The organism is Chitinophaga sp. 01L420, assembly GCF_056399985.1.
Genome location: NZ_JBFTSK010000032.1, coordinates 26,324 through 47,250, shown reverse-complemented (window position 1 = coordinate 47,250; position 20,927 = coordinate 26,324). Strand labels below are relative to the sequence as shown.

The window sequence follows — 20,927 nt, the reverse complement described above, 5'->3', positions numbered from 1 at the left end:
AATGCTTAGCGATACTGCAAAACCATCCGCAATAATTTCAATGCACGCGTCATATGAGCCTGCACCGTTTTTTGAGAAATACTTAACTCCATAGCAATCTGTTTTTCTGATAGCCCCTTTTCCCGGCTCAAACGAAACACCAGGCGACACTTATCCGGAAGGAGCCGGATAGTGGATTCCAGTTGCCGGCAAGCAAACTCATAATCTACCCATTCAGCGGTATGGTTGTCAGCTGTTGATCCAGTGACCTTATACAGGGCATAGTATGCATCCTTTTGTTTTTTATTTCGGATCAATACTGCCATAATCTCATATTTTACACAGGAACCGATATACGTGTAGAAAGAATGCTGGAGTTGAATGTTCTTCCTGGTTTTCCAGATATTCAGAAAAACGTGCTGTACAATTTCTTCTGCATCCTCTTCAGATCCGGTTTTAAATTTTGCCTGCAGGATCAACTTTTCCCAATACCGGTTATACAGCATTTCAAATGCAGCACTGCTGTCCTCGTCCCGTACCTGGCGGAATAATTCACTGTCACTGTATTGTTGCAGACATCTCATCTTACTTCAGGATTTCGCCATTTTTATTGTTGAGAAAGCGCCCGTTTTTAGTATCTCCCAGACGCACCTTTTCTTTCATACAAAACTATAAACCAGTAGACCATCAAACCACCATTTTTTCTTTCAATTTCTATACTTTCATAGCATAATTTGTTAATTTTATTTAACTTAATAACATAATACAATTAATATGAGGCCGGCAATAGCACATCTGCCAAAGGATCAGTATCACTCTTTCGCAGTGAAGGAAATTAATTATAACCACTATCCTACGCTATGGCATTACCACCCGGAATATGAGATCGTACTGGTAACAGAGAGTACGGGCAAACGCTTTATCGGGGATCACCTCTCTGAATTTCAGCCCGGCAACCTGGCAGTAATAGGTCCCAACCTTCCACACTATTACCGAAATGAGGATAAATATTTAGCGACTGGTGCTAACCTGCACGCCCGCGCCATTGTGATTCATTTCACTGAAGCTTCGTTAGGGGAAGATTTGCTGAACCTGCCTGAAGCGGTACGTTTGCGAAAACTATTTGAGCGTTCAGTCTGCGGACTGGATGTCACCGGGGCTACCCAAAAGAAGGTCAGCCAAAAATTACAAGATATTGTGCAACTAAGCGGCATGCGACGTTGGCTATGCCTGATAGACATACTGCAGGATATGGCGGAGTCCAGAAGCCTGACCTCCATTACACGAGCCTCCTTTGTAGGATATAATCAAAAAGAATCCAATCGCCTGAGTAATGTATTCGACTGGATTTATGCAAACTTTGAACGCGATATCCGTTTGAGCGAGGTTGCTGCCATCGCGGAAATGCAGGAGAATGCCTTTTCCCGTTTCTTTTCCCTACGTACCCGTAAAACATTCTCCAAATTTGTACAGGAACTACGCCTGCAAAAAGCTATCAGAATGCTGGAGAAAAACGAAATCCCTGTAACTGAAATATGCTATGAATGTGGTTTTAATAATATTTCCAATTTCAACCGGCAATTTCTGAATCAATACGGGCTAAGTCCTTTGAAATACCGGCATAAGGCTGTTAAGGGAAAATAACAAACGATGAAAGTGGCATCTTGTTTAAAATTCAGATAGCGTAAGAAATGCTTTCCCATCTTAGCGGTCAAAGCAAAAAATATGAGAATAATTATTTCGCTGAGACCAGCGAAATCTAACTGTTACTATCATTTAATTCACCATTCTAAATTCTGTTCTTAAACCTATTTTTCACGTTCTCACAAAACAGATAATATCGTGTCTTGCGATTAACTGTTGCTAATAGGCCCCAATCTCCGCCAGCGAACAAGACTTTCCATCATCATAACTGTCTGTCGTTACAATCCGGAAGTACCTTGCGGACGTAGGTTGAGAGAACGAAATAAATTGATCTATATCTGTTTTCCTAAGGGTAAATTCACCTTTCTGGATCCAGTTGCCATCGGCAGTAGCCTTCACAAAAACCGTCAGCGTCCTGATGCCCGGCCATACTCCCTGTCGATCTCTGAATGTAAGTCCATTCAACACATGCGATGCGTGCATATCAATGGATAGCTGATGTGGATGAGTGGGCTCAGCTCCGCTGTATTGTGTATGCCAGTAAGTGGAAGGATCGTTATCCAGTGCATTGCCGGCTGGATAGCCACCTTCTTCCGAATCAACATCAGCAATGGTCCACCCGGTTTTAGAAACCTCCTGTTTACTTCCTATGACAGGGTCCAGTACAGGTTCCTGGTTGATAAAGGAATAGTGATAGGAAGCTATCGTTTGTACATAGCCGTTAGTACCCAGTATATTTACTCTTAGCATGTAACCTCCTTCCCTGTCCCATAGCTCATTTACAGGCGTGGATATGTAAAAGCTGTCTGTACCCACAGGTGCGGCAGACCAACTTGGCGCATCATAGGCATCATCGGCTGCATCCGGATCCTGGTAAATGTTTATTCCGTTAACCGGTTTGTCGGCATAAAACCGACCGGATATGACCATGCTGCCGTTTACATAGCTGATATTTACTTTCCTGAGATAGGCCTTAAATGCTTGCTGATAGTCACTTACAGTCTCATTATTGAACAACTGGCAATTGTTGAGAATTGCGCAGGCGGCCTGTGTTAGTATGGCGCCTTTGGTAAAGTCGGTACTACTCATTACAGATGTGCCGATTGTGGAGGCCTCACTTTTCTTCTCTCTATCATGTGGTAATCCAAGTCCATGGCCCAATTCATGAGCATTGCCAGCCAGCCAGTCTATCCCCACTCCGTATTTTTTAATATCCAGCTTATCATAATCAAGTATAAAAGCCCAGTTGCCTATACCATAGTAAGGCACATCTGCGTGGGTGATATCCGGTACAGGGGTGATCACCAGGTAATGCTCACTTCTCTTTTCAGAGGGGTGCTGATCAAAATATGCTTTGATTTCCTCCATCATCGCCCCGGAGCCGCCTTCGTAGGGATACTTTGAAGCCGGGTATGCACCCCTGATAACGGAAAATACTACTTGTTGACCTGCCGCATCGGTTTGCAATCCGAACGTTTTGTTCCCAAATCCGTTACGCTTCATTTCATGACCATAAAAATCCCTGAAATAGAACAGCATATCGGTCAGCCGTTTGTGGAACCCTGGTAGTGAATCTTGCCCCTGCGGCAGAAAATACACGACATTTAATTTGTAAGTGCTTTTGTTTATTCCTGCAGGTTCATTTTTTGTATCCGCATTGTTAGCATCCGTAGTATGCTTACCGCAACCGGCAAGCGAGAAGAACAAAACTCCGCAACAACTTGCCAGCAGTATATTTTTCCATCTCATACGCCTTTATATTTTTGGGAATTAAAAGAATTTATCACTGTGCCCCGTATAAATTGATTTCTGCCAGGAAACCATAAAAATTAGGTCCTTTAGTCAAAACAACTTTGATGTATGACCATTTCCGGGGTGCAACCGGAAAGAATTGTTCCGGGTTCTTCTGCTGGAAAGGGAAGGTGCCAAGATCTGTCCAGGTTTGTCCGTCTTCACTGCCCATTAACTGTATCTCTGTTTGCCCGCTGCTATTACCTTGTCTGTTGAGCAGCCCAACTCTGGAAACTGTCACCGGCGCCCCGGTTTTAACAATGATCCAATGTGGGTAGGGTGTTTCTGCATTGGCCCATGAGGTGTGCCAGTATGTGCTGATATTTCCGTCAATTGCGGCGGTAGCATATCCGCTAACGGGCCCTTCTCCGCCGGCTTCTTCATCGCTGAACCCGGCTATCGACCAGTTAGTACGAGGAAGTTTTATTTCCTGCAATGGTGTTACGGTGGTGCTCACGGGGGCGGACTGTCTTCTCGATACATCCGTTACCGTTACTACAATCACAACAGGGCTGCCTCCCGGTATGCCGGATACAATTCCCTGCCCCTGTGCCTTTGCTGACGTGAATGATTTGGTAACCACTTTGTTGGTGGATGGATCCGTATAAGCAGCATTTACTATCACCGTTTTACCGGAATTATTCACCCAGTTTACTTCGGCGCCACCAATGGTAGCTGTTATTTGCAGCGTTTTTGCAATGGCAATGTATACCGGAGGCAATGGCGTAACAGACAATGTTGTTACATCAGTAATGGCACCCTGTGGCCCTACTGTTCTGACCGTAAACGAATAAGGTTTGTCGGATAAACTGCTGATAACAGCAGTATCGGTATAACGGCTAAACTTATGCTCATTCACTTTACCAGTACTGTCTGTATAGCTGATAGAAGTATAAAGGTAGCGTGCTGAATCCTCTGGGGCGTGACTAACAGGGTCCCAACTGAAGATAGCCTCACCATAACCGGGTGTACCTTTAATATTGATCAATGCGGGAGGAGGGGCGCCGATATCATCTTTCTTACTGCAGCTTGCAAGGGCAAATACCAGTACAGTGAAGAAGATAACAACAAAAAAATTCTTATGCAGCATAAAGCGTATTTTATGTTATTAATAACTCATCAAGCTCCCCCTTTTGTGACCGGGGGAGCAACAGAAAGTATGATCACCAGCCGGGATTCTGCACCAGGTTATTGTTCTTGCTCAGTTCCTGTACACTGAGTGGGAAGAGGTAGCTGGCAGGCGTCCGGAAAACCTGTGTCATTACCGGTGTAACCCGGTTAAAACTGCTTTCGTCAGTTCCCTGGAAGTTCATACCGTAAACAGTTTGATTGAAATATTTATCACCTTGTTTCCATCTGCGGATATCCCAGAAATACTGTCCTTCAAAAACAAGTTCAATGGAGCGTTCCTGGCGGATAATGGTCCTCATTTCATCTTGCGTGAATACGGGGCCATGTCCGGCAATCGCCCATGAGGCCTGCACAGTAGGCAGCATAGATCTTTTCCTGATCATATTGAGATAATCCAGTACTGTTTGTTGCTGAGCGGTTCCATAGTATTCATTAAAAGCTTCTGCATAAGAGAGGTATAACTCAGCCAGACGGATGATAGGCCAGGGATATTTAACTAATGTAAAGTTGTTGTCGGTGGCAACTGTCTGCGGATGTACTACTTTCTGCACAAGGAATCCGGTAATGGAATAATTGGTGGCTCCGGAGTGCCAGCCCTGGTCTTCGCCTCCTTTGAAGTGCATGGTTTCGGCAGTGCCGTTTACCAGGAATGAGCCATTATCATAGGCTACAGAGGCATAATACCGTGGCTCGCGGTGCAGATTCACGTTCATGGTGTGAGCATCGGGATCTACATCGTAACGACTGGCATAATTCCAGGTAGGATCTTTGTCTATTGGCAATCCGTTCTCTGTATAAAATGACTCTACTGTTCTCAGGCTGGGACCTATACCATTGTACGAGTTCCCGGTTAGCGGGGCACAGTTCTGCTGCCATTGATACCAGCCTTCAGGTACGGAATATCCCCATATCAGCTCTGCGTTCCAGGGATCTACCATGGCAAAACGGTAAGCGATCATACCGGTGTCACGATGCGTTGCGTCAAAGAAATCATTGGGGCCTTTATAATCCGTAAATTGGTACAGGTGTTTACCTGCCTGCGATGCCGCATCCATCGCATCTTTGATGGCGTCGATAGCGCGTTTCCATTTTTCCTTGTCATAGGAAAGATTCATCAGTGGAGCACCGGCTTTACTTTTAAAGTTGCTGTAATAATCGCTGTTACCATTGAACAAGGGAGACGCTGCTGTAAGCAGCATACGGGCTTTTATCGCTTTCACTATCACTGAAGTTACCCTTCCCAGCTCATTCTGTGAAGGGGTATTAACCGGCAGCATGGAAATGGATTCATCAAAACGGCGGGCGATATAATCCACACACGCATCATAAGGCTTACGTTCAGGAAAGATATCACTACCGGTAGTGGCATTAAAGTCTACCTGGTGATCGATCAGGGGAATAGGGCCGTATTGACGCAGCAGGATATAGTGATAGTATGCTGCCAGAAAAGTAGCTTCTCCCTTCCAGCGTTTCACATCTTCGGGAGTTACGCCCGGTACCTTGTCAACATTGTCCAGGAAAATATAGCATTGCCTGATACCTTCGAAAAGGCTAATATTCGGCAAACTATTTTTGCCCTCCCAATAATTGAATAGAGGATTAGACGAGTTCTGCTCACCGCGTAACAGACGTACAATCACATTCCCCTGCCATACCGGGATAGCCTGGTCTGTAGCGCAGGCGCTGATATTACCATAACTCGCATCATTCTCTACCGGGAGGTATGAATATAGCGAGTATAGGAAACGCAGGGCAGTGCTGTAATTCTGAAATGCAGTATTAATGTTGGCAGTATTAGGTGGCACAATGTCCAGGTATTTACTGCATGAAAACAGGCCTGTTGTAAATAGCCATAGAAAGGCGCCTGCAAGTATATATTTGGATTTGAATAAATTCATAGCCTTATTTTTTCAGATGATGAACCGATGATCTCAGAGATTGAACTGCGCGCCCAGGTTAACAACTGACTGTGGAGGATATCCCAGCCCGTTGCCACCTCCCTGCTCGGGATCCCATAGTTTGAATTTCGAAAAGGTGAGCAGATTATTACCCCTGAGATACACCCTTACATATTTCGCAGGAGTGTAGCCTAACTCTAATTGCTTCAGACGCAGGAAGGAAAAATCGCGTAACCACCAGGTGGAAGACTGCTCGTTATTAGGAGCCGACTCTAGTGCCGTGAGCCGTGGATAAAAGGCGTTGAGACGCTGGTTATCCTGCGACCAATGGTCAGCTGCGATGGCTGCCAGCAGGTTGTTCTGAGAGCGCCCGAATGGACGGAATCCGTTTATATAATCAGACATATGGGACAAGCCCTGGAAGAAAACCCCAAAATCCAGTTTCTTGTATGTAATGGTAAAACCGGCGCCATACACAATCTCCGGCACCCTTGGATACCCCATGGCTACACGGTCATTATTATTAATCACCCCATCACCATTAATATCCTTGTATTTGATATCTCCGGCTTTTGATGCAATGAATACAGGACTATTGGCCGCCTCTTTATCATCAATAAATAAACGCTCTGCCACAAGACCAAAATTGGTGTTCAGCGGATGGTCTTTGAACGACAGGTTCTGGAGTCCTAACGCCGCATAATCAGGTTCATCATAGTATAATATCTTATTTCGTGCATAAGTGAATGTACCTCTGAAAGAAACCTGCAGGTCCCTGTTAACACTGTGACTGTACAACAAAGTAGCATCAATACCATGGTTCAGCACCCGTCCTATATTGGAATAGGGCAATGCACTCAGCACACCTGCCGTTGCCGGTATGGTACCCCGCTGCTGATAGATATTACTCCGTATCTCCCGGAACCAGTCTATATTTAGCGTAAGGTCATTAAATAACCCCAGGTCCATTCCTATATTCAGCTTCTTGCTGATCTCCCATTGTATATTATTATTAGGATACCTTGTTATCTGTATACCCGACATGCCGTTGTCGAAATTGTACCCGGTGGTAAAACCATTTCCGCTGTTCATATTCACTACACTGAGATAGGGAAAACGGTCACTTTGTATCTGGTCGTTACCTGATAAACCGTAGGAAGCACGCAGTTTTAACAGGTTGACATGACTGGTCCACATCATCTGCCTGAAGAAAGATTCGTTGGAGGCAACCCACGATAATCCACCTGCCGGAAAGAACCCGTAACGGTGTCCTGCTGCAAAGTTCTCTGAGCCGGTATAGCCCAGGTTCACTTCTGCAAAATAACGTGTATCAAATCCGTATGCAAGTCTGCCGGCCCATCCCTGTTTGCGGGAAGGCAGCGCATCTACAATGGCGCCACCGGGAGTATTGGTATTATATTCATTCCTCAAAAAAACAAGCATCCCGGAAACGTCATGCCGCTCATTAAAAACACGGTTGTAGTTCAATGTGGTTTGCATGTACAATGTCCGGTCTCCACTATTGTTGCCGGATTGCGATAATGCGGTAGATCCGCCTGCCGGGGCAATCCAGTTAAGATTGTATGCATACTTTCCATCTGTATCCTTGTGATAACTCTCCAGGTTATAATAGTAAGGGGCGTACGTTCTGTTTATGCTGCTGCTACTCCAGTTCTTAAAAGAGATCATGGCATTAAAGGCCAAACCCTTCACTATTGCGTCTAATTTCTGTGTCCCTCTCAATGTGGTAAGCAGTGTAGATGCCGCAGACTGGCCATATCCATATACCAGATCTGCATACGGGTTATCACGGGTATTGGCCGTCAGGAAACCATCTGTTTTATTTCCAAAATAAATATGATCCGGCGTTCCATCAGCAGGCGTTGGATAATAAGCCGGGAAGTCTACGCCATTGGCCCCCATTACGCTGCCGAACAACGATGATACACCGTTGGCAGGACCTGTATTCTGATAATAGTCAGCGTTGATATTCAGCTCCAGTTCCGTTGTTTTAGTCACCTTCACATTTACGTTGTTCACAAAATTGAAACGGTTATTATTAATATTGTTTTTGAATCCACTCAATAAAGGGGCGTTACGAAGTATGCCCTGATCTTTATAATAGGCAATACCCATATAATACCGTGCTACCTGTCCTCCGCCCTGTACATTCATGTTGGCATGATGACTAAATGCATAGTCCTTGAACAACATCTTATACCAGTCAACATTCGGATATATGTAAGGATCCAATCCTTTGATGGTACCCTCAATTTTTTCCTGCGAATAGCGGTCCGCGTTATAAGGATTGTCGTTTCGCAGCGCTTCATTGTATAGTTTCATGTAGGAAACACCGTCAGTGAACTTTACAATCTGGGTAGGAGAAGACACTGTGCTTTCCAGTAGTGCAGATATCTTTGGCTTATCCAATATTTTCCCCCGCTTTGTTTCGATGAGTATGACACCATTTGCTCCCCGCGCTCCATACAGTGCTGTGGAAGAGGCATCCTTCAGAATGGAAAAGCTTTCAATATTGGAAGGGTCGATGCTGTTGAGATCAGCTCCGGAGATTTCAACCCCATTCAGGAAAATCAGCGCACCAGTACCGCCATAAGTAGATACCCCCCTGATCCAGAACTGCGCACCACTACCGGGTTCTCCGGTCGACTGTCTGGCAATCACTCCCGACAATTTCCCGGCAAATGAGGAAGATAAAGTACTGCTGGGGCTTTTCAGCTCCTGTGGAGAGATAGTGGTAACAGCGCCTACCACGCTGATTTTTTTCTGCTTCGTATTAAATCCTGTTACTACAACAGAATCAATACCTATGGCAGCCGGCTCCAGTTGTACTTCTATAGCTGCCTGCCCGTCTGCAGGCAGCACTTTGCTTTTATATCCCAGATAAGTGAATAACAGCAACGCATGCCCGTCTTTAACATTGATAACAAACTCTCCCTTTTTATCTGTGTAGGTGCCGTTGGACGTGCCTTTTTCCTGTACCCCTACTCTTTCAAGGGGCTCCCCTTTTTCATTGGTAACACGGCCACGTATGGCCAACATAGCTACAACGCCAACAGTACTTAAACGTTTGTCTGCCTGTATTTTTTGCAGGATGATTGTATTATACCTGATCTCATAGGCCAGGCCACGCCCTTTCAGGCAATAGGTCAGCACTTCCGGCAAAGATGCATTCTTCATATCTATGTCGATATCGGTGATGCCCTTTACAAGATCAGGATTGAATATGATCTGGCTACCGGTTTGATGTTCTATTTCCCAGAATACCTTTTCAAGAGAAAGACGTTTGCCTGATAAGGTAACATTCTGAGAATAAGCACTTGCCTGTACCTGCAGACAAGTGGCCAGTAAGATAATTGACGTGATTCTCATAATAACGCGCGATGAGATTTTGGTTTGGCACACTCTTAGACAAAGCAAAAGAATGTTTTGCACTAGCAAATACATATATTTGTATAGTTTAGTTTTGATACTATGGGACTGCAAGGCCCTTGCAAAAAGCTGGACATTTACCACCGGAATCCGCTGCCAGGCGGCATTCCGGTTTTATATTTTCAGAGATAATGTGATATGTAATTATTTCATAGACCCTCCTTGTTCTGTAAGATGTGATACAATGATTTTCTTGCCGGTAATATTGAAACGTAACCTCCCGTCAGCTTCCAGTATTTCTATCAACTCCCTGATATCTTCCTTCCGTTGTATGTTTCCCGCAAATCTTATATTGGTTAAATCTCCGCTGTATGCGACGTCTATATCATACCATCTGGCAAGCTGCCGCATAATGGTTTTGATGTCTGTAGACCGGAACAGGAACCGCCCGTTTTTCCATGCGGTTTCTGCTTCGATATCGGCCGACTTCACTTCCAACCGCTGCGTTTGCTCTGACCACACAGACTGCTGCCCCTGTTTAAGCAGTATAGAATCATTTGCTTTACGCATGCTTATGAGTCCTTCCACGAGGGTGGCCTTGATTGTTTTTTCATCATCATAAGCCATTATATCAAAATGGGTACCCAGCACTCTTACTTCGCCGCCATCACCACCGGCACGGCTTATTTTAACCAGGAACGGCCAAGGTCTTTTTTCATGAGATATGTGCGACACCTCAAAATAGGCTTCACCGGTAACGATTACTTCGCGGGTATCGCTATTGAAGGACACCGGGAATTTCAGAGACGAAGCTGAGTTGAGGAATACATGCGTGCCATCAGATAACACCACTTCGTATTTACCTCCCTTGGGAGTGGTGATCACATTCCAGGTCATTGCAATTTGCTGCTGTGCAGCAGGCTTCCCATAAACGATTATGCCCCCTTTTGCCAAGGCTGTCTGGTTATTGCCAGGTGCGGTTACAATATTCCCGACGGTATCACTTAGGACCATGGTAGTGCCATTCCCCAGAGTAAGCATGGCCTTGTTGGAGCCTGGCTTAATAATAAGTGTGTTTTTATTTATCGCCAGTGCAACAGTTCTTCTACCCAGGATGTAGTAGCGGCTTCCCCATGCCATAATGATGAGGCACACTATTACAGCGGCTGCCATTCCAACCCGGTACTTACGTAATTTTCCCCGGAGCCGGTAAACATGGGGCTGAGGCTGGGCAGCAAAGGTTGGTTCAGCCAATCCTGCCGATTCAAATATTCTTTTAGTCAGTATATCTATATCGYAACTTTCAACAGCCTTTAGGCTATTTTCCCAATGAGATAACGAGGCTATTCCGTTAAATACAGTCTTGTTATGTTCATTGGCATCCAGCCACGCCCGCAGCGCCTGCAGTTCTTCCCCGGTTATCTTACCGGTCTGCAGTTGCTGTATTAGTGCAGCAACGCCTAATGCTTCGTCTATTTTGTCATCTTTCATGGCATCAACAGGTGTTTATCATTCTTATTACACCGATATACCATTTTGTACCATGCGTACAAAAAAATAACCGCAATAATAACCGGAACAATTAGCGATAAAGAAAAGAATACCTGTAACAGATGTTGACCAGGGCGAAGAAGTTGGGAGTATCCGTTAGTAGAGTAGCAGCAGTACCACCAACGAAATTTCAATGTCTGGCATGTTTTCCAGTTTTCCCCTGATAATGGCAAGGGCTTTTGTTTTCTGGTTACGGACGGTTTGATCAGACAGGCCCAGCTGCAATGCAATAGCCTGATTATTTAGTTGCTGAACATAGCTCAAAATAAAAATTTCGCGCATTTTTGAGGGCAACCCATCTATTACCTTTCTCACTTCCATCAACAACTCGGCGTAAATGATTTCATCAACGGCAATGTCATCATTGATTTCATTGAAAACTTCAAACTTTTTCTGCTCCCGTTCCCTGTCTCTTTTATAATTCAAACAGGCATTCCGGACCGCTATGTAGAAGAAATTTTTTATATTGCCAAAGGATTGAAAAGTATCACGTTTTTCCCAGATTTTTACAATGGTATCCATCACAATATCTTCCGCCGCTACCTTGTTCATGATCATCTTGTTTGCGTAATGACAAAGCACTGGTACATACACCCGAATCAGGTAACGAAACGCCCCTTCTTCTCCCGCTTTCAGCCGGCAATAACAATCCTCATCATCTATTATATCTAAGCTCATAGCGCGGTATCCAAAAACTTGTATGGTAAAAAAGCAATTTGCCCGGTTACAGTAAGAATATCAGATATCATGGAGTCAGCCTGACAACTGAGCAAGTAGTTTAAATGGTTGACATATTTAATCCAATTCAAGGATACATAAAGACTTTCTGTTCACTGCCAGCTAAAGTAGAGGACATATTTTTTTCAAACTAGTTCAAAATTGACTTTTACAGATGTTATTTTTGCTCTCAATAGATGAAGATGATTTTTTTACAGATCAGGTTTCATATCATCACCTGCTGCTGTTTAATCATTTTTTATTTTATGGTAGCTACTCCTTTTTTCGCGTTAAATGCCGGTACCGCTACGCTGCCAGTGCCAGCGACCCGATCAATTGTAGCTGTAAAAGGTGCAAAGAGGAGCGTATTCAGCACGCTGTTCATATTGAATTCAAATTTTTCAATGAATCCAATTTCTCCATCTATGACATTATGCCCCCCTTTCTTGTTGAAATTCATCTTGATTATGATTTAGGTCTAAATACCATGAATACATCTAAACTTCCAACTACAGACACAACGTGGACAAAAAAGTTGCATTGAAAGTGATCATTTGCACAAAAATCTTGATATGCACAAAGATTTTATTTGTGCAATGCCGCCAAATTTGCGCTATAAAAAGAGCAATATGAATCATTCCCGAACTATCAATGTATTATCCCGCTTATACCTGTTCCTGTCTGCGGGAAGTTTTTTAATGGTAAGTATGATGGGCTTTTTCAGCCCCCAGGCGGTGATGGACCTTGTACAGGTGAAGTTGCCTAACAGCGATGCTTTCAGTTCTATCAGAGGGGTATATGGCGGCGTAGGGCTCACCATCACCATCATGCTGGTACGTTGGGCGTTTAAAGATATACAACAGGGTGTAATTTTCTTGTGTTGGCTTTGGGGGTTATATGCGCTGTCGAGGATGATTACCTGGATGGTAGAAGGACCACTGGGGGCTTTTGGTACACAATGGCTGGTCATTGAAAGTGTATTTTTTATATTGGGCGCATTACTGTGGCTACGTTTGCGGAAAAGCGGATTTGCCTTCAAGGGCTAATGATAGATTTGTAAGATCCCTGAGGTTGTATCAAAAGTAATTTTTGCCCGGTTTTATTCGGATACCTATTTCGTTAACGCGATGTTCATGTCCATCAAATTATTTTTGATACAACCTCTATAGCCTGAAAATTTCCGCTTAATCCCTATACAGCTTGCCCCTGATCTAAGTTTTCAACCGAATAAAAAAACTTTCCTGTTATATAAAAGCTCACTAATATCAATAATCCCTATTTTATACAATATAAATATTGTTAAAACTTATTAGACACCCACTCTCGGCGAGGCCTATTGTTATTAACTAGCGAATGACATAGCAAAAAAACACTACCTTCAATAGTCAAAAAGTTATGCCTAAAAATCTTAGACCGGGGCAACCAGCTCCCAAATCTGGTTAATATGACACTGTAGGCCCAGGAGGCGGTAAAGGAAATCCTTCAACCAAAGGTAATCCACTTCCCCCAGGCGGGAAGGCAGGATCTGCTTACAAACTATACTCTTCAAGGGATAAAAAAGTGATTATATAAAAAAAGAGTGCGAATTTTGTAATAACTCAATCACAAGTTAGCGGTCATTATACAGCGACACCCTACAAACTTTTGAGCAAATAATATGCAAGAACAAAAAGAGAAATATGAGGGCACACAGGATGATGAGCTGGGAATAAAAATTCGCTCAAACGACAATCCTTATCTTTCAGTTGATATCCAAAAAAAATTGCTGCTACCTCGCAGATTATCTTCTTATTTTATTGTATTAATTGAAAGTGGTTCAATTACATACAATTTAGACTTACAAGACTTTACGCTTACTGACGGGCACTTGCTTTTTGCAATGCCAAATCAAATTTTTACGCCACCCGCTAAAACAGACAATCTTAAATATTTCAAGCTGCTGTTTGATGAAAATACATTGGCATTGTTGCCACAACAATTCCCCTTTTTGGTCAACCCTTTAAACGCACCAACCATAGTTCTTGACAGTCCTGCAAAAGAAAGAGTAATAAAGGTTTTTGGAATTTTAAATCAGATACTTCACTTAGATAAAAATGCAACCGATACTGAAATAATATTAGCTTATCTGCACTCGTTGCTATCAGAATTAAACAGCGCTTATTTCAAAAACAAAGAACCAGTCAATATCTTAAACACTAACCTTTCAAAGTTTGTGGAGTTCAAATTAGTCGTGGAAACGTACCTTACAGAGCAGCCTTCTATCAACGCAATTGCAGAAAAATTAGCTTTATCTACAAACAGTTTATATCGGATTGTAAAAGAATATGCCGGAACATCGCCAAAGGATTATTTTATTAACCGTTTGATGGCCGAAGCTCAGAGAAAATTGCGTTATTCTAATACTTCTATCAAAGAATTGGCCTATGAATTGGGCTTTAATGACCCTGATTATTTTTCAAAGCTCTTCAAAAAAAGCACAGGAAAAAGTGCAAGTGAATTTCTGCCCAAGCAAGATTTGTCGGGGAAATAGAATGAATTGTCCATCTCCGCTATTTTTTAGCCCTCTACTTTTGCCTTATAAAATTCATACAAGAAATGAAATTTGCATTAGTAACAGGAGCTAACAAAAGCATTGGCTTTGAAGTTGCACAGCAACTTGCTCAAAAAGGAATTTATGTTTACCTCGGCAGCCGTAATTTAGAAAATGGTGTTGAAGCCCTTGCTAAATTAAAAGCGAAGGGATTAAACAATGTAGAAGTTATTCAGCTTGACATTACAGATGACGAATCAGTAATTAAAGCCCGTAAAGAAATAGGTAAAAAAACAAAAGTGTTGGACATACTTATTAATAATGCGGGTATTTATGGTGGCTACCCACAAACGGCACTTGACTCAACTATTGACCAGTTTAAAGCAACTTATGATGCAAATGTTTACGGCGTGGTGCGAGTTACACAGACATTTATTGATTTATTGAAAAAGTCGTCAGCACCTCGTATTGTAAATGTAAGTTCAAGTCAGGGTTCAATTACCCTGCACAGCGATCCTGCCTATAAATACTACGACTACAAAGGCGTTGTATATCTTTCTTCAAAATCAGCCTTGAATATGTACACTGTCGTTTTGGCATACGAATTAAAAAATACCAACTTCAAAATAAATGCCGTTTGCCCGGGATATACAAAAACAGATTTCAATGGACATCGTGGACCCGGAACTGTTAAAGATGCCGGAAAACGGATAGTAAAATATGCGCTGATTGATAATGATGGCCCAACAGGAAAATTTTTTAGTGAGGAAAATAATCCTGAAACAGGAGAAATACCCTGGTAACGAAGATGAAGCATAAAAAACCCACCAGGGTATTTGCAATATGCCGCCTTGACATTAAATGCATAACAGTATATCAAAGGATACAAAGGACGCATCATCGATTTTTAGGGGCTTCTACCATTTAAACACACAACAAAACGTGATACATTTCTTTTACAGGAATTGTATCACGCTTTTTGATGCCTGTCTTACTCTAGCTAACGAGTAACGATAATACCAAAGATAACAGCCGATGTTTTGAGCAGGATGCCGGGAAGATAGCGGCTTGGATATTCAATTTCCTTAAGTAAATGTTCCTTGTTAATATAAATGCTCATAATTTAATAATGCGTTGCCTGACGAATCAATAATATCGTTTTTTATTTAATCTAATTGATTATCTACGCAAACCGGGGATACTTTGGAAGAAATTAACTGGTCAGCCTAACATTGGATGGGGATATCCCAATTCCCTGCAGCCAGCCTCTCATGTTGTAAGTATAAACAAGGAAATCCGGTTGCGCAGCAATATCTCTAGGAATTTCCACATTTATTTATTTAAATTGCTGCGGTAAATTGCCACGTTTTGAATATTATAGCTGCTTTGAAACAAGGAAACCTTTTGGTGTTTAACGAAGTCTATTATTCCTGGCACAAAAAGGTCTACCATTTTGTTCTTCAAAAAACCCGGTCATCCTTCATTGCAGAAGAGGTGACCCAGCTCACATTCATCAAATGCTGGAACTACCGGGAAAATCTCGCTGATGACCTCAATATACAGTTACAGCTGTTCCGCATTGCCCGCACTACCCTGATCGACTTTCTCCGCAAGGAAACCGTTTACAAAGAAAAAGTAATCCATGTAATAGACCAGTATATCCTACCGGTAGACGACCTATGGGGAAAGCTGGCGGAAAAAGAACTACAGGTGAAGCTGGCAAATGCCTTGAAAGAAATGCCTCCGATGCGCCGTAAAGTATTTGAAATGAGTCGTTTTAAAGGCATKAGCTACCAACAGATTGCACACGAACTTTCCTTATCATCCAGAACTGTGGAAACACATATTTTCCAGGCCCTCAAACAGATAAAACATTATCTCGGGCTCATAGTCTCCCTCCTGGCCTGGCTTATCCGGTTTTAATTTTTTTTGAGTCAGACTACGTAGTTCTCGCGTTACAAACGTATTACTTATCTATCAGCCATATATAATATGATAAATGATGAATTACTAAAACGGTTTCTCAGCAATCAATGCACACCGGAAGAAGCTCGCAGGATAGCCCATTACCTGCAGGACCATCCTGATATGCTGGAGAAATACCTGCCGGAAGAAGAATTCCTGCAATTACAGGAAGACGGCTACTTCCCGGAAACGGTTTCCCGGCAGTGGCTGAAAAATATTCATCAGCAAACGGTATTTGCCGGCAGCCGGACAAAATGGGCCAAACGGTTGGCTATCGCCGCTGTTACAACAGGTGTGCTGATAGGAGGAACGTTGTTATTGGTGAATCGCGATCATAAAAAAGCAACCGGCGTTGCCAGCACAACAGTGGCAACAATTCCACCCGGGCAAGAGGAGCGGAAAGAAAACACCGGCAGCAAGGTGATGGCCCTTGTATTACCGGATGGATCTGTGGTACAACTGCAACCGGCAGCCAGCATAGTATATAATAAACAGTTCAGGGAAAACAGAAACATATACATCACGGGAGAAGCGGATTTTACTGTAACCGCCGATAAATTACATCCCTTCGTTGTTTATAGCAGCGAATTATTTACCACCGCCCTGGGCACCTTTTTTCATGTAAAAGCCATTCCCGGGGATGATATGATCACCGTACGACTGAACACCGGTAAAGTACTGGTACAGGGCGCCACCGATAAAAAGAAGGTCATCAATGATGTAGTGCTCACACCGGGCAAAGAACTCCGTTATTATCGCAAAACAGGGAAAGCCATCGTAGCCAACTTCAATACTACGGGCACGGATATATTAGTAAAAGCAGGAAACAACGGCGACAGTCATGCAACACCCGACTGGTATAAGTTTAACAATCAACCAATGGCACAGGTACTCGATCAGTTGAGTAACTATTACGGCGTAGCCATCTATTATTATCCGTCAGACGTGATGGAGATTTATTTCGATGGCAAGTTTGAGAACACGGACTCACTGGCGAAAATCCTGACCGATTTAACACTTCCCAATAATCTGAAGCTGATTCGAAACGATAGCGGATTTATTATTAAGAAGAAATAATTCAATCATTACAGTTCTATTCCCTAAAAGGCGCAAAGGCGCCCGGGGCTTGCTATGCCCCGGATTTAAAAACCACGTTCCAGTTATGAAGATGTTCTATCGACCAAAATGGCGCCTGCTCCTGGCGCTATGCATGATGATCTCAGGCGTGTCCATGTCCGCACAGGCACAGGGCCGCATGCAGGTAACCGGCACTGTACGTACCGACCAGGGGGAACTCCTCCCAAATGCTTCCGTAGTGGCGCTGAATGAAAAAACAAAATATTCGGCTGGTGTAATCACCGACAGCAACGGCGTATTCCGTTTCTCCGGGTTACCACCTGAGGGTAAATATTTACTCAGCGTTTCTTACATGGGTTTTGAAACACAACAGCTCAACAACGTTCTTCTTAAACCTGGCGCCACATTAACATTCTCTGTACGCCTCGTCAGAACGGTGGCAGCGCTGGGCGACATCGTGGTAATCGGTTATGGCACTGCGCGGAAAAAAGATGTAGTAGGCGCATTCAACGTGGTAACCGTCAAAGAAGCCGGTGCAGTAAACGCGACCAACCCTTCTCAATTACTCATCGGTAAAGCCGCCGGCGTACAGGTACTGCAAAGCAGCGGCGCCGCCGGTGCAGATGCCCAGATCATTATCCGCGGTACCGGCAGTTTCACCGACATCAATCCATTATACGTGATCGATGGTATCCAGGGTACTAAAAATCTTTTTAATACAATCAATCCCCAGGATATAGAAAGCATCACTATTCTGAAAGATGCTTCTTCCACCGCTATCTATGGCTCCGCAGCGGCCAACGGCGTGGTGATCATTACCACCAAAAAAGGGAAGCCCGGACCTCCGCGTGTCAGCTTTACCTCTCAATGGGGCATCGCCAAAGCATGGAAGAAACTGGATCTGCTGAATGCCGCACAGTACGTAGATGCGCTGAAAGATCTGGCCGCTACCAAGAATGCGGTACTGCCGGCAAAATTTAATACCCCGGCGGTGTTACAGGATAGCACCGACTGGCAGGATGCTATTTTCCACAACGCCCTTGTATCTGAAAACGATCTGAACATCAGCGGCGGCGGTGAAAAGGTAAGCTATTCGGTGTCCGCTACCTACATTAATCAGCAGGCCATCTTAACCAATGCTACCAACAAAAGATTCCAGGCACGCGTGGGTCTCGAAGAAACACTGGGACGCTTCCGGTTTACACAGAACCTGGTATTCAGACAGAATGTGGGCAACGGTAATTACGCCAATATTATCAATGCTATCCAGTACGCGCCGTATAAACCTGTACTGGACCCCTCTATACAGGGCGGATATTCTATCCTGTCAAATATCGATGATTACAGCAACGCCAGCAATCCACTGCAGGATATTGCGATGAGGAGTCAAACAACTAAGGCGCTGGCTTTTTTCCCACAGTTGTCCGGTGAAGTGCGGATCATCGACGGACTAAAATTCCGTTCGCAGTTTGCCGCAGAAGTAAACTCCACCCGGAGCAACAGCTACCAGCAACAGTACCAGTCATCCAACTTCCTGAACCAGGCCCGCCAGTCTACGCTTGCCTTTACAGAGAACTCGTATTACATGTTGGAGAATTACCTGTCATATGAAAAAATATTGGGCAAACACCAGCTCTTTTTAATAGCCGGACAAAGCTATATTGATCCCGGCATAACCAATGGTTCTACCATAAGAGGTACCGGTCAACCCAATGATAATATTACCAACGTTGGCGTAGCTTCCTCCCAGTCTGTTACCAACTCCTATTCCAACTACGCCCGTCCTTCCGTCATCTCTTATTACGGGCGGCTCAACTATACTTTTGATGACAAATATATACTGACAACCAGCTACCGCAGAGATGGCGCATCCAACTTCGGCGTTAATAACCGCTATGGCAACTTCGCCGCCGGAGGCTTGTCGTGGCGCTTTTCAGAGGAGTCATTTATAAAGAATACAGTTCCTGTTTTATCGGATGGTAAACTCAGCGTAAGCTGGGGACAAACCGGCAACAACAGCATACCCAACTTCCTGAATACAGCGAAAACTTACCAGGGTACGCCCGGAGGCGCGCTGGTATATTCCTTTGGCAGCACGGAATCATTTGTATCCGGCACTACACTGACGACTTTAAGCAACCCTAATTTAAAATGGGAGCAAACCAATCAAACAGATATCGGCATCGACCTTGCATTTTTAAATAACCGCCTCACCGTTGAAGCCGACTGGTACAACCGGAAAAGTACGGGGCTGTTAGTTACTACCCTGTTGCCAGCCAGCATAGGTGTGAGTCCTACCGGTACCCAGCCCAGGAAAACAGTGAATGCTGCGAATGCGCAAAACAAAGGATTTGAACTCACCATCGGTTATAAGAATAAGATCAATAATAACTTCAGCTACAACGTAAGCGTAAACGGATCTGTTAACAGCAACAAGGTATTGTCGTTAGGCGATCAGTTTTCCGCGCCCATCCAGGCAGGCGCCTTCTCTCCCGTTCCTGCCACTACCTATACCGCCGCCGGCTACTCCATCGGTTCCTTTTATGGTTACCGCCTGGATCATGTGGCCAGAGATGCTGCCGAAGTGGCTACCCTGGACCAGGAAGCCGCAAAGAAAACAGGCAAGCCAAATGCTAAATACCAGGATGGATTATTACCCGGAGATTTTATTTATAAAGACATTGACGGCGATGGTATTATCACCGCTAAGGACCAGGAAATATTAGGCAATGCTATTCCAAAATTTATTTACGGTATCAACGCCGGCGTAACCTATAAAAATTTTGACCTGAACCTGGTGTTGTCCGGCATTAGCGGATTGAAATTACTCAATGGCTTAAAATTAAATACCAGCATTATGGCCACCGGTCATAATGCATCTACCGACATCCTCAACAGATGGCGCCAACCAGGTGATGTAGCGGCTTTGCCGAGAATAGGTCAGAATGCTACCGGCAACGGAAACCTCCGCCCCTCCGATTGGTGGCTGGAAGATGGCAGCTACCTGCGTTTACGGAACATTACCATTGGCTACAACGCTCCCGCGTCAGTGCTAAGCACGGTGACCAAAGGCACCGTTAAATCACTCCGCATTTATGTGGCAGCACAAAACTTATTCACCTTCACCAATTACACCGGCTACGATCCGGAAATAGCGGGTGACTACCTGTTTGCACGTGGTATTGATCAGGGACAGGTACCGCAGCCCAAAACTTTCCTGGCAGGTATTCAACTAGGGTTTTAATTCTTAAAAT

General features: G+C 44.0%; 15 protein-coding genes. 7 read left to right on the top strand and 8 right to left on the bottom strand.

Annotated features, from left to right (window positions below; translation table 11 throughout):
- Positions 1 to 5 precede the first annotated feature (5 nt).
- Positions 6 to 563, bottom strand: a complete 558-nt coding sequence (locus AC1DP6_RS25345; protein WP_477057338.1) for an RNA polymerase sigma-70 factor — start codon at positions 561 to 563, stop codon at positions 6 to 8.
- 190 nt (positions 564 to 753) lie between these two features.
- Between AC1DP6_RS25345 and AC1DP6_RS25340 the strand changes: the two genes are divergently transcribed.
- The gene (locus tag AC1DP6_RS25340; protein WP_477057337.1) at positions 754 to 1,623 is read left to right on the top strand and encodes a helix-turn-helix domain-containing protein; all 870 of its coding nucleotides are present in this window, start codon (positions 754 to 756) and stop codon (positions 1,621 to 1,623) included.
- A 219-nt stretch (positions 1,624 to 1,842) separates the two neighbouring features.
- On the opposite strand, the gene AC1DP6_RS25335 is transcribed toward AC1DP6_RS25340, so the two are convergent.
- The 7 genes from AC1DP6_RS25335 to AC1DP6_RS25305 all read right to left on the bottom strand — a co-directional run bounded on the left by AC1DP6_RS25335 (position 1,843) and on the right by AC1DP6_RS25305 (position 12,561).
- Positions 1,843 to 3,372, bottom strand: a complete 1,530-nt coding sequence (locus AC1DP6_RS25335) for a discoidin domain-containing protein (RefSeq protein ID WP_477057336.1) — start codon at positions 3,370 to 3,372, stop codon at positions 1,843 to 1,845.
- 34 nt (positions 3,373 to 3,406) lie between these two features.
- Positions 3,407 to 4,504, bottom strand: a complete 1,098-nt coding sequence (locus tag AC1DP6_RS25330; RefSeq protein WP_477057335.1) for a discoidin domain-containing protein — start codon at positions 4,502 to 4,504, stop codon at positions 3,407 to 3,409.
- A 73-nt stretch (positions 4,505 to 4,577) separates the two neighbouring features.
- A complete protein-coding gene (locus AC1DP6_RS25325; RefSeq protein WP_477057334.1) occupies positions 4,578 to 6,443 on the bottom strand; it encodes a RagB/SusD family nutrient uptake outer membrane protein in 1,866 nt (621 codons plus the stop codon).
- A 33-nt stretch (positions 6,444 to 6,476) separates the two neighbouring features.
- Positions 6,477 to 9,833 (bottom strand): TonB-dependent receptor, encoded by a 3,357-nt coding sequence (locus AC1DP6_RS25320; RefSeq protein ID WP_477057333.1) that lies wholly within the window; start codon positions 9,831 to 9,833, stop codon positions 6,477 to 6,479.
- Positions 9,834 to 10,037: 204 nt separating this feature from the next.
- Positions 10,038 to 11,324 (bottom strand): FecR family protein, encoded by a 1,287-nt coding sequence (locus AC1DP6_RS25315; protein ID WP_477057332.1) that lies wholly within the window; start codon positions 11,322 to 11,324, stop codon positions 10,038 to 10,040.
- A 156-nt stretch (positions 11,325 to 11,480) separates the two neighbouring features.
- A complete protein-coding gene (locus AC1DP6_RS25310) occupies positions 11,481 to 12,062 on the bottom strand; it encodes an RNA polymerase sigma-70 factor (RefSeq protein ID WP_477057331.1) in 582 nt (193 codons plus the stop codon).
- Between the two features lie 298 nt (positions 12,063 to 12,360).
- Complete coding sequence (locus AC1DP6_RS25305; protein ID WP_477057330.1) at positions 12,361 to 12,561, bottom strand: hypothetical protein; 201 nt, start codon at positions 12,559 to 12,561, stop codon at positions 12,361 to 12,363.
- A 169-nt stretch (positions 12,562 to 12,730) separates the two neighbouring features.
- Here AC1DP6_RS25305 and AC1DP6_RS25300 point away from each other — a divergent pair, with 169 nt between their 5' ends.
- The 6 genes from AC1DP6_RS25300 to AC1DP6_RS25275 all read left to right on the top strand — a co-directional run bounded on the left by AC1DP6_RS25300 (position 12,731) and on the right by AC1DP6_RS25275 (position 20,917).
- Entirely contained in the window at positions 12,731 to 13,147 is a 417-nt protein-coding gene (locus AC1DP6_RS25300) for a DUF4345 domain-containing protein (RefSeq protein ID WP_477057329.1), read from the top strand.
- A gap of 611 nt (positions 13,148 to 13,758) precedes the next feature.
- Complete coding sequence (locus AC1DP6_RS25295) at positions 13,759 to 14,631, top strand: helix-turn-helix domain-containing protein (protein WP_477057328.1); 873 nt, start codon at positions 13,759 to 13,761, stop codon at positions 14,629 to 14,631.
- A 65-nt stretch (positions 14,632 to 14,696) separates the two neighbouring features.
- Positions 14,697 to 15,434, top strand: coding sequence for an SDR family oxidoreductase (locus AC1DP6_RS25290; RefSeq protein ID WP_477057327.1), 738 nt, complete (start codon positions 14,697 to 14,699; stop codon positions 15,432 to 15,434).
- Positions 15,435 to 15,999: 565 nt separating this feature from the next.
- Entirely contained in the window at positions 16,000 to 16,554 is a 555-nt protein-coding gene (locus AC1DP6_RS25285) for a sigma-70 family RNA polymerase sigma factor (RefSeq protein ID WP_477057326.1), read from the top strand.
- 69 nt (positions 16,555 to 16,623) lie between these two features.
- Complete coding sequence (locus AC1DP6_RS25280; RefSeq protein WP_477057325.1) at positions 16,624 to 17,673, top strand: FecR family protein; 1,050 nt, start codon at positions 16,624 to 16,626, stop codon at positions 17,671 to 17,673.
- A gap of 85 nt (positions 17,674 to 17,758) precedes the next feature.
- On the top strand, positions 17,759 to 20,917 hold the full coding sequence (locus tag AC1DP6_RS25275) for a SusC/RagA family TonB-linked outer membrane protein (RefSeq protein WP_477057324.1): 3,159 nt from the start codon (positions 17,759 to 17,761) through the stop codon (positions 20,915 to 20,917).
- Positions 20,918 to 20,927: the final 10 nt, after the last annotated feature.

Coding starts and splice junctions, on each gene's coding strand:
- AC1DP6_RS25340 (WP_477057337.1), top strand. CDS start 754: ATGAGGCCGGCAATAGCACATCTGCCAAAGGATCAGTATCACTCTTTC.
- AC1DP6_RS25325 (WP_477057334.1), bottom strand. CDS start 6,443: ATGAATTTATTCAAATCCAAATATATACTTGCAGGCGCCTTTCTATGG.
- AC1DP6_RS25330 (WP_477057335.1), bottom strand. CDS start 4,504: ATGCTGCATAAGAATTTTTTTGTTGTTATCTTCTTCACTGTACTGGTA.
- AC1DP6_RS25300 (WP_477057329.1), top strand. CDS start 12,731: ATGAATCATTCCCGAACTATCAATGTATTATCCCGCTTATACCTGTTC.
- AC1DP6_RS25320 (WP_477057333.1), bottom strand. CDS start 9,833: ATGAGAATCACGTCAATTATCTTACTGGCCACTTGTCTGCAGGTACAG.
- AC1DP6_RS25275 (WP_477057324.1), top strand. CDS start 17,759: ATGAAGATGTTCTATCGACCAAAATGGCGCCTGCTCCTGGCGCTATGC.
- AC1DP6_RS25280 (WP_477057325.1), top strand. CDS start 16,624: ATGATAAATGATGAATTACTAAAACGGTTTCTCAGCAATCAATGCACA.
- AC1DP6_RS25335 (WP_477057336.1), bottom strand. CDS start 3,372: ATGAGATGGAAAAATATACTGCTGGCAAGTTGTTGCGGAGTTTTGTTC.
- AC1DP6_RS25295 (WP_477057328.1), top strand. CDS start 13,759: ATGCAAGAACAAAAAGAGAAATATGAGGGCACACAGGATGATGAGCTG.
- AC1DP6_RS25310 (WP_477057331.1), bottom strand. CDS start 12,062: ATGAGCTTAGATATAATAGATGATGAGGATTGTTATTGCCGGCTGAAA.
- AC1DP6_RS25345 (WP_477057338.1), bottom strand. CDS start 563: ATGAGATGTCTGCAACAATACAGTGACAGTGAATTATTCCGCCAGGTA.
- AC1DP6_RS25290 (WP_477057327.1), top strand. CDS start 14,697: ATGAAATTTGCATTAGTAACAGGAGCTAACAAAAGCATTGGCTTTGAA.
- AC1DP6_RS25305 (WP_477057330.1), bottom strand. CDS start 12,561: ATGAATTTCAACAAGAAAGGGGGGCATAATGTCATAGATGGAGAAATT.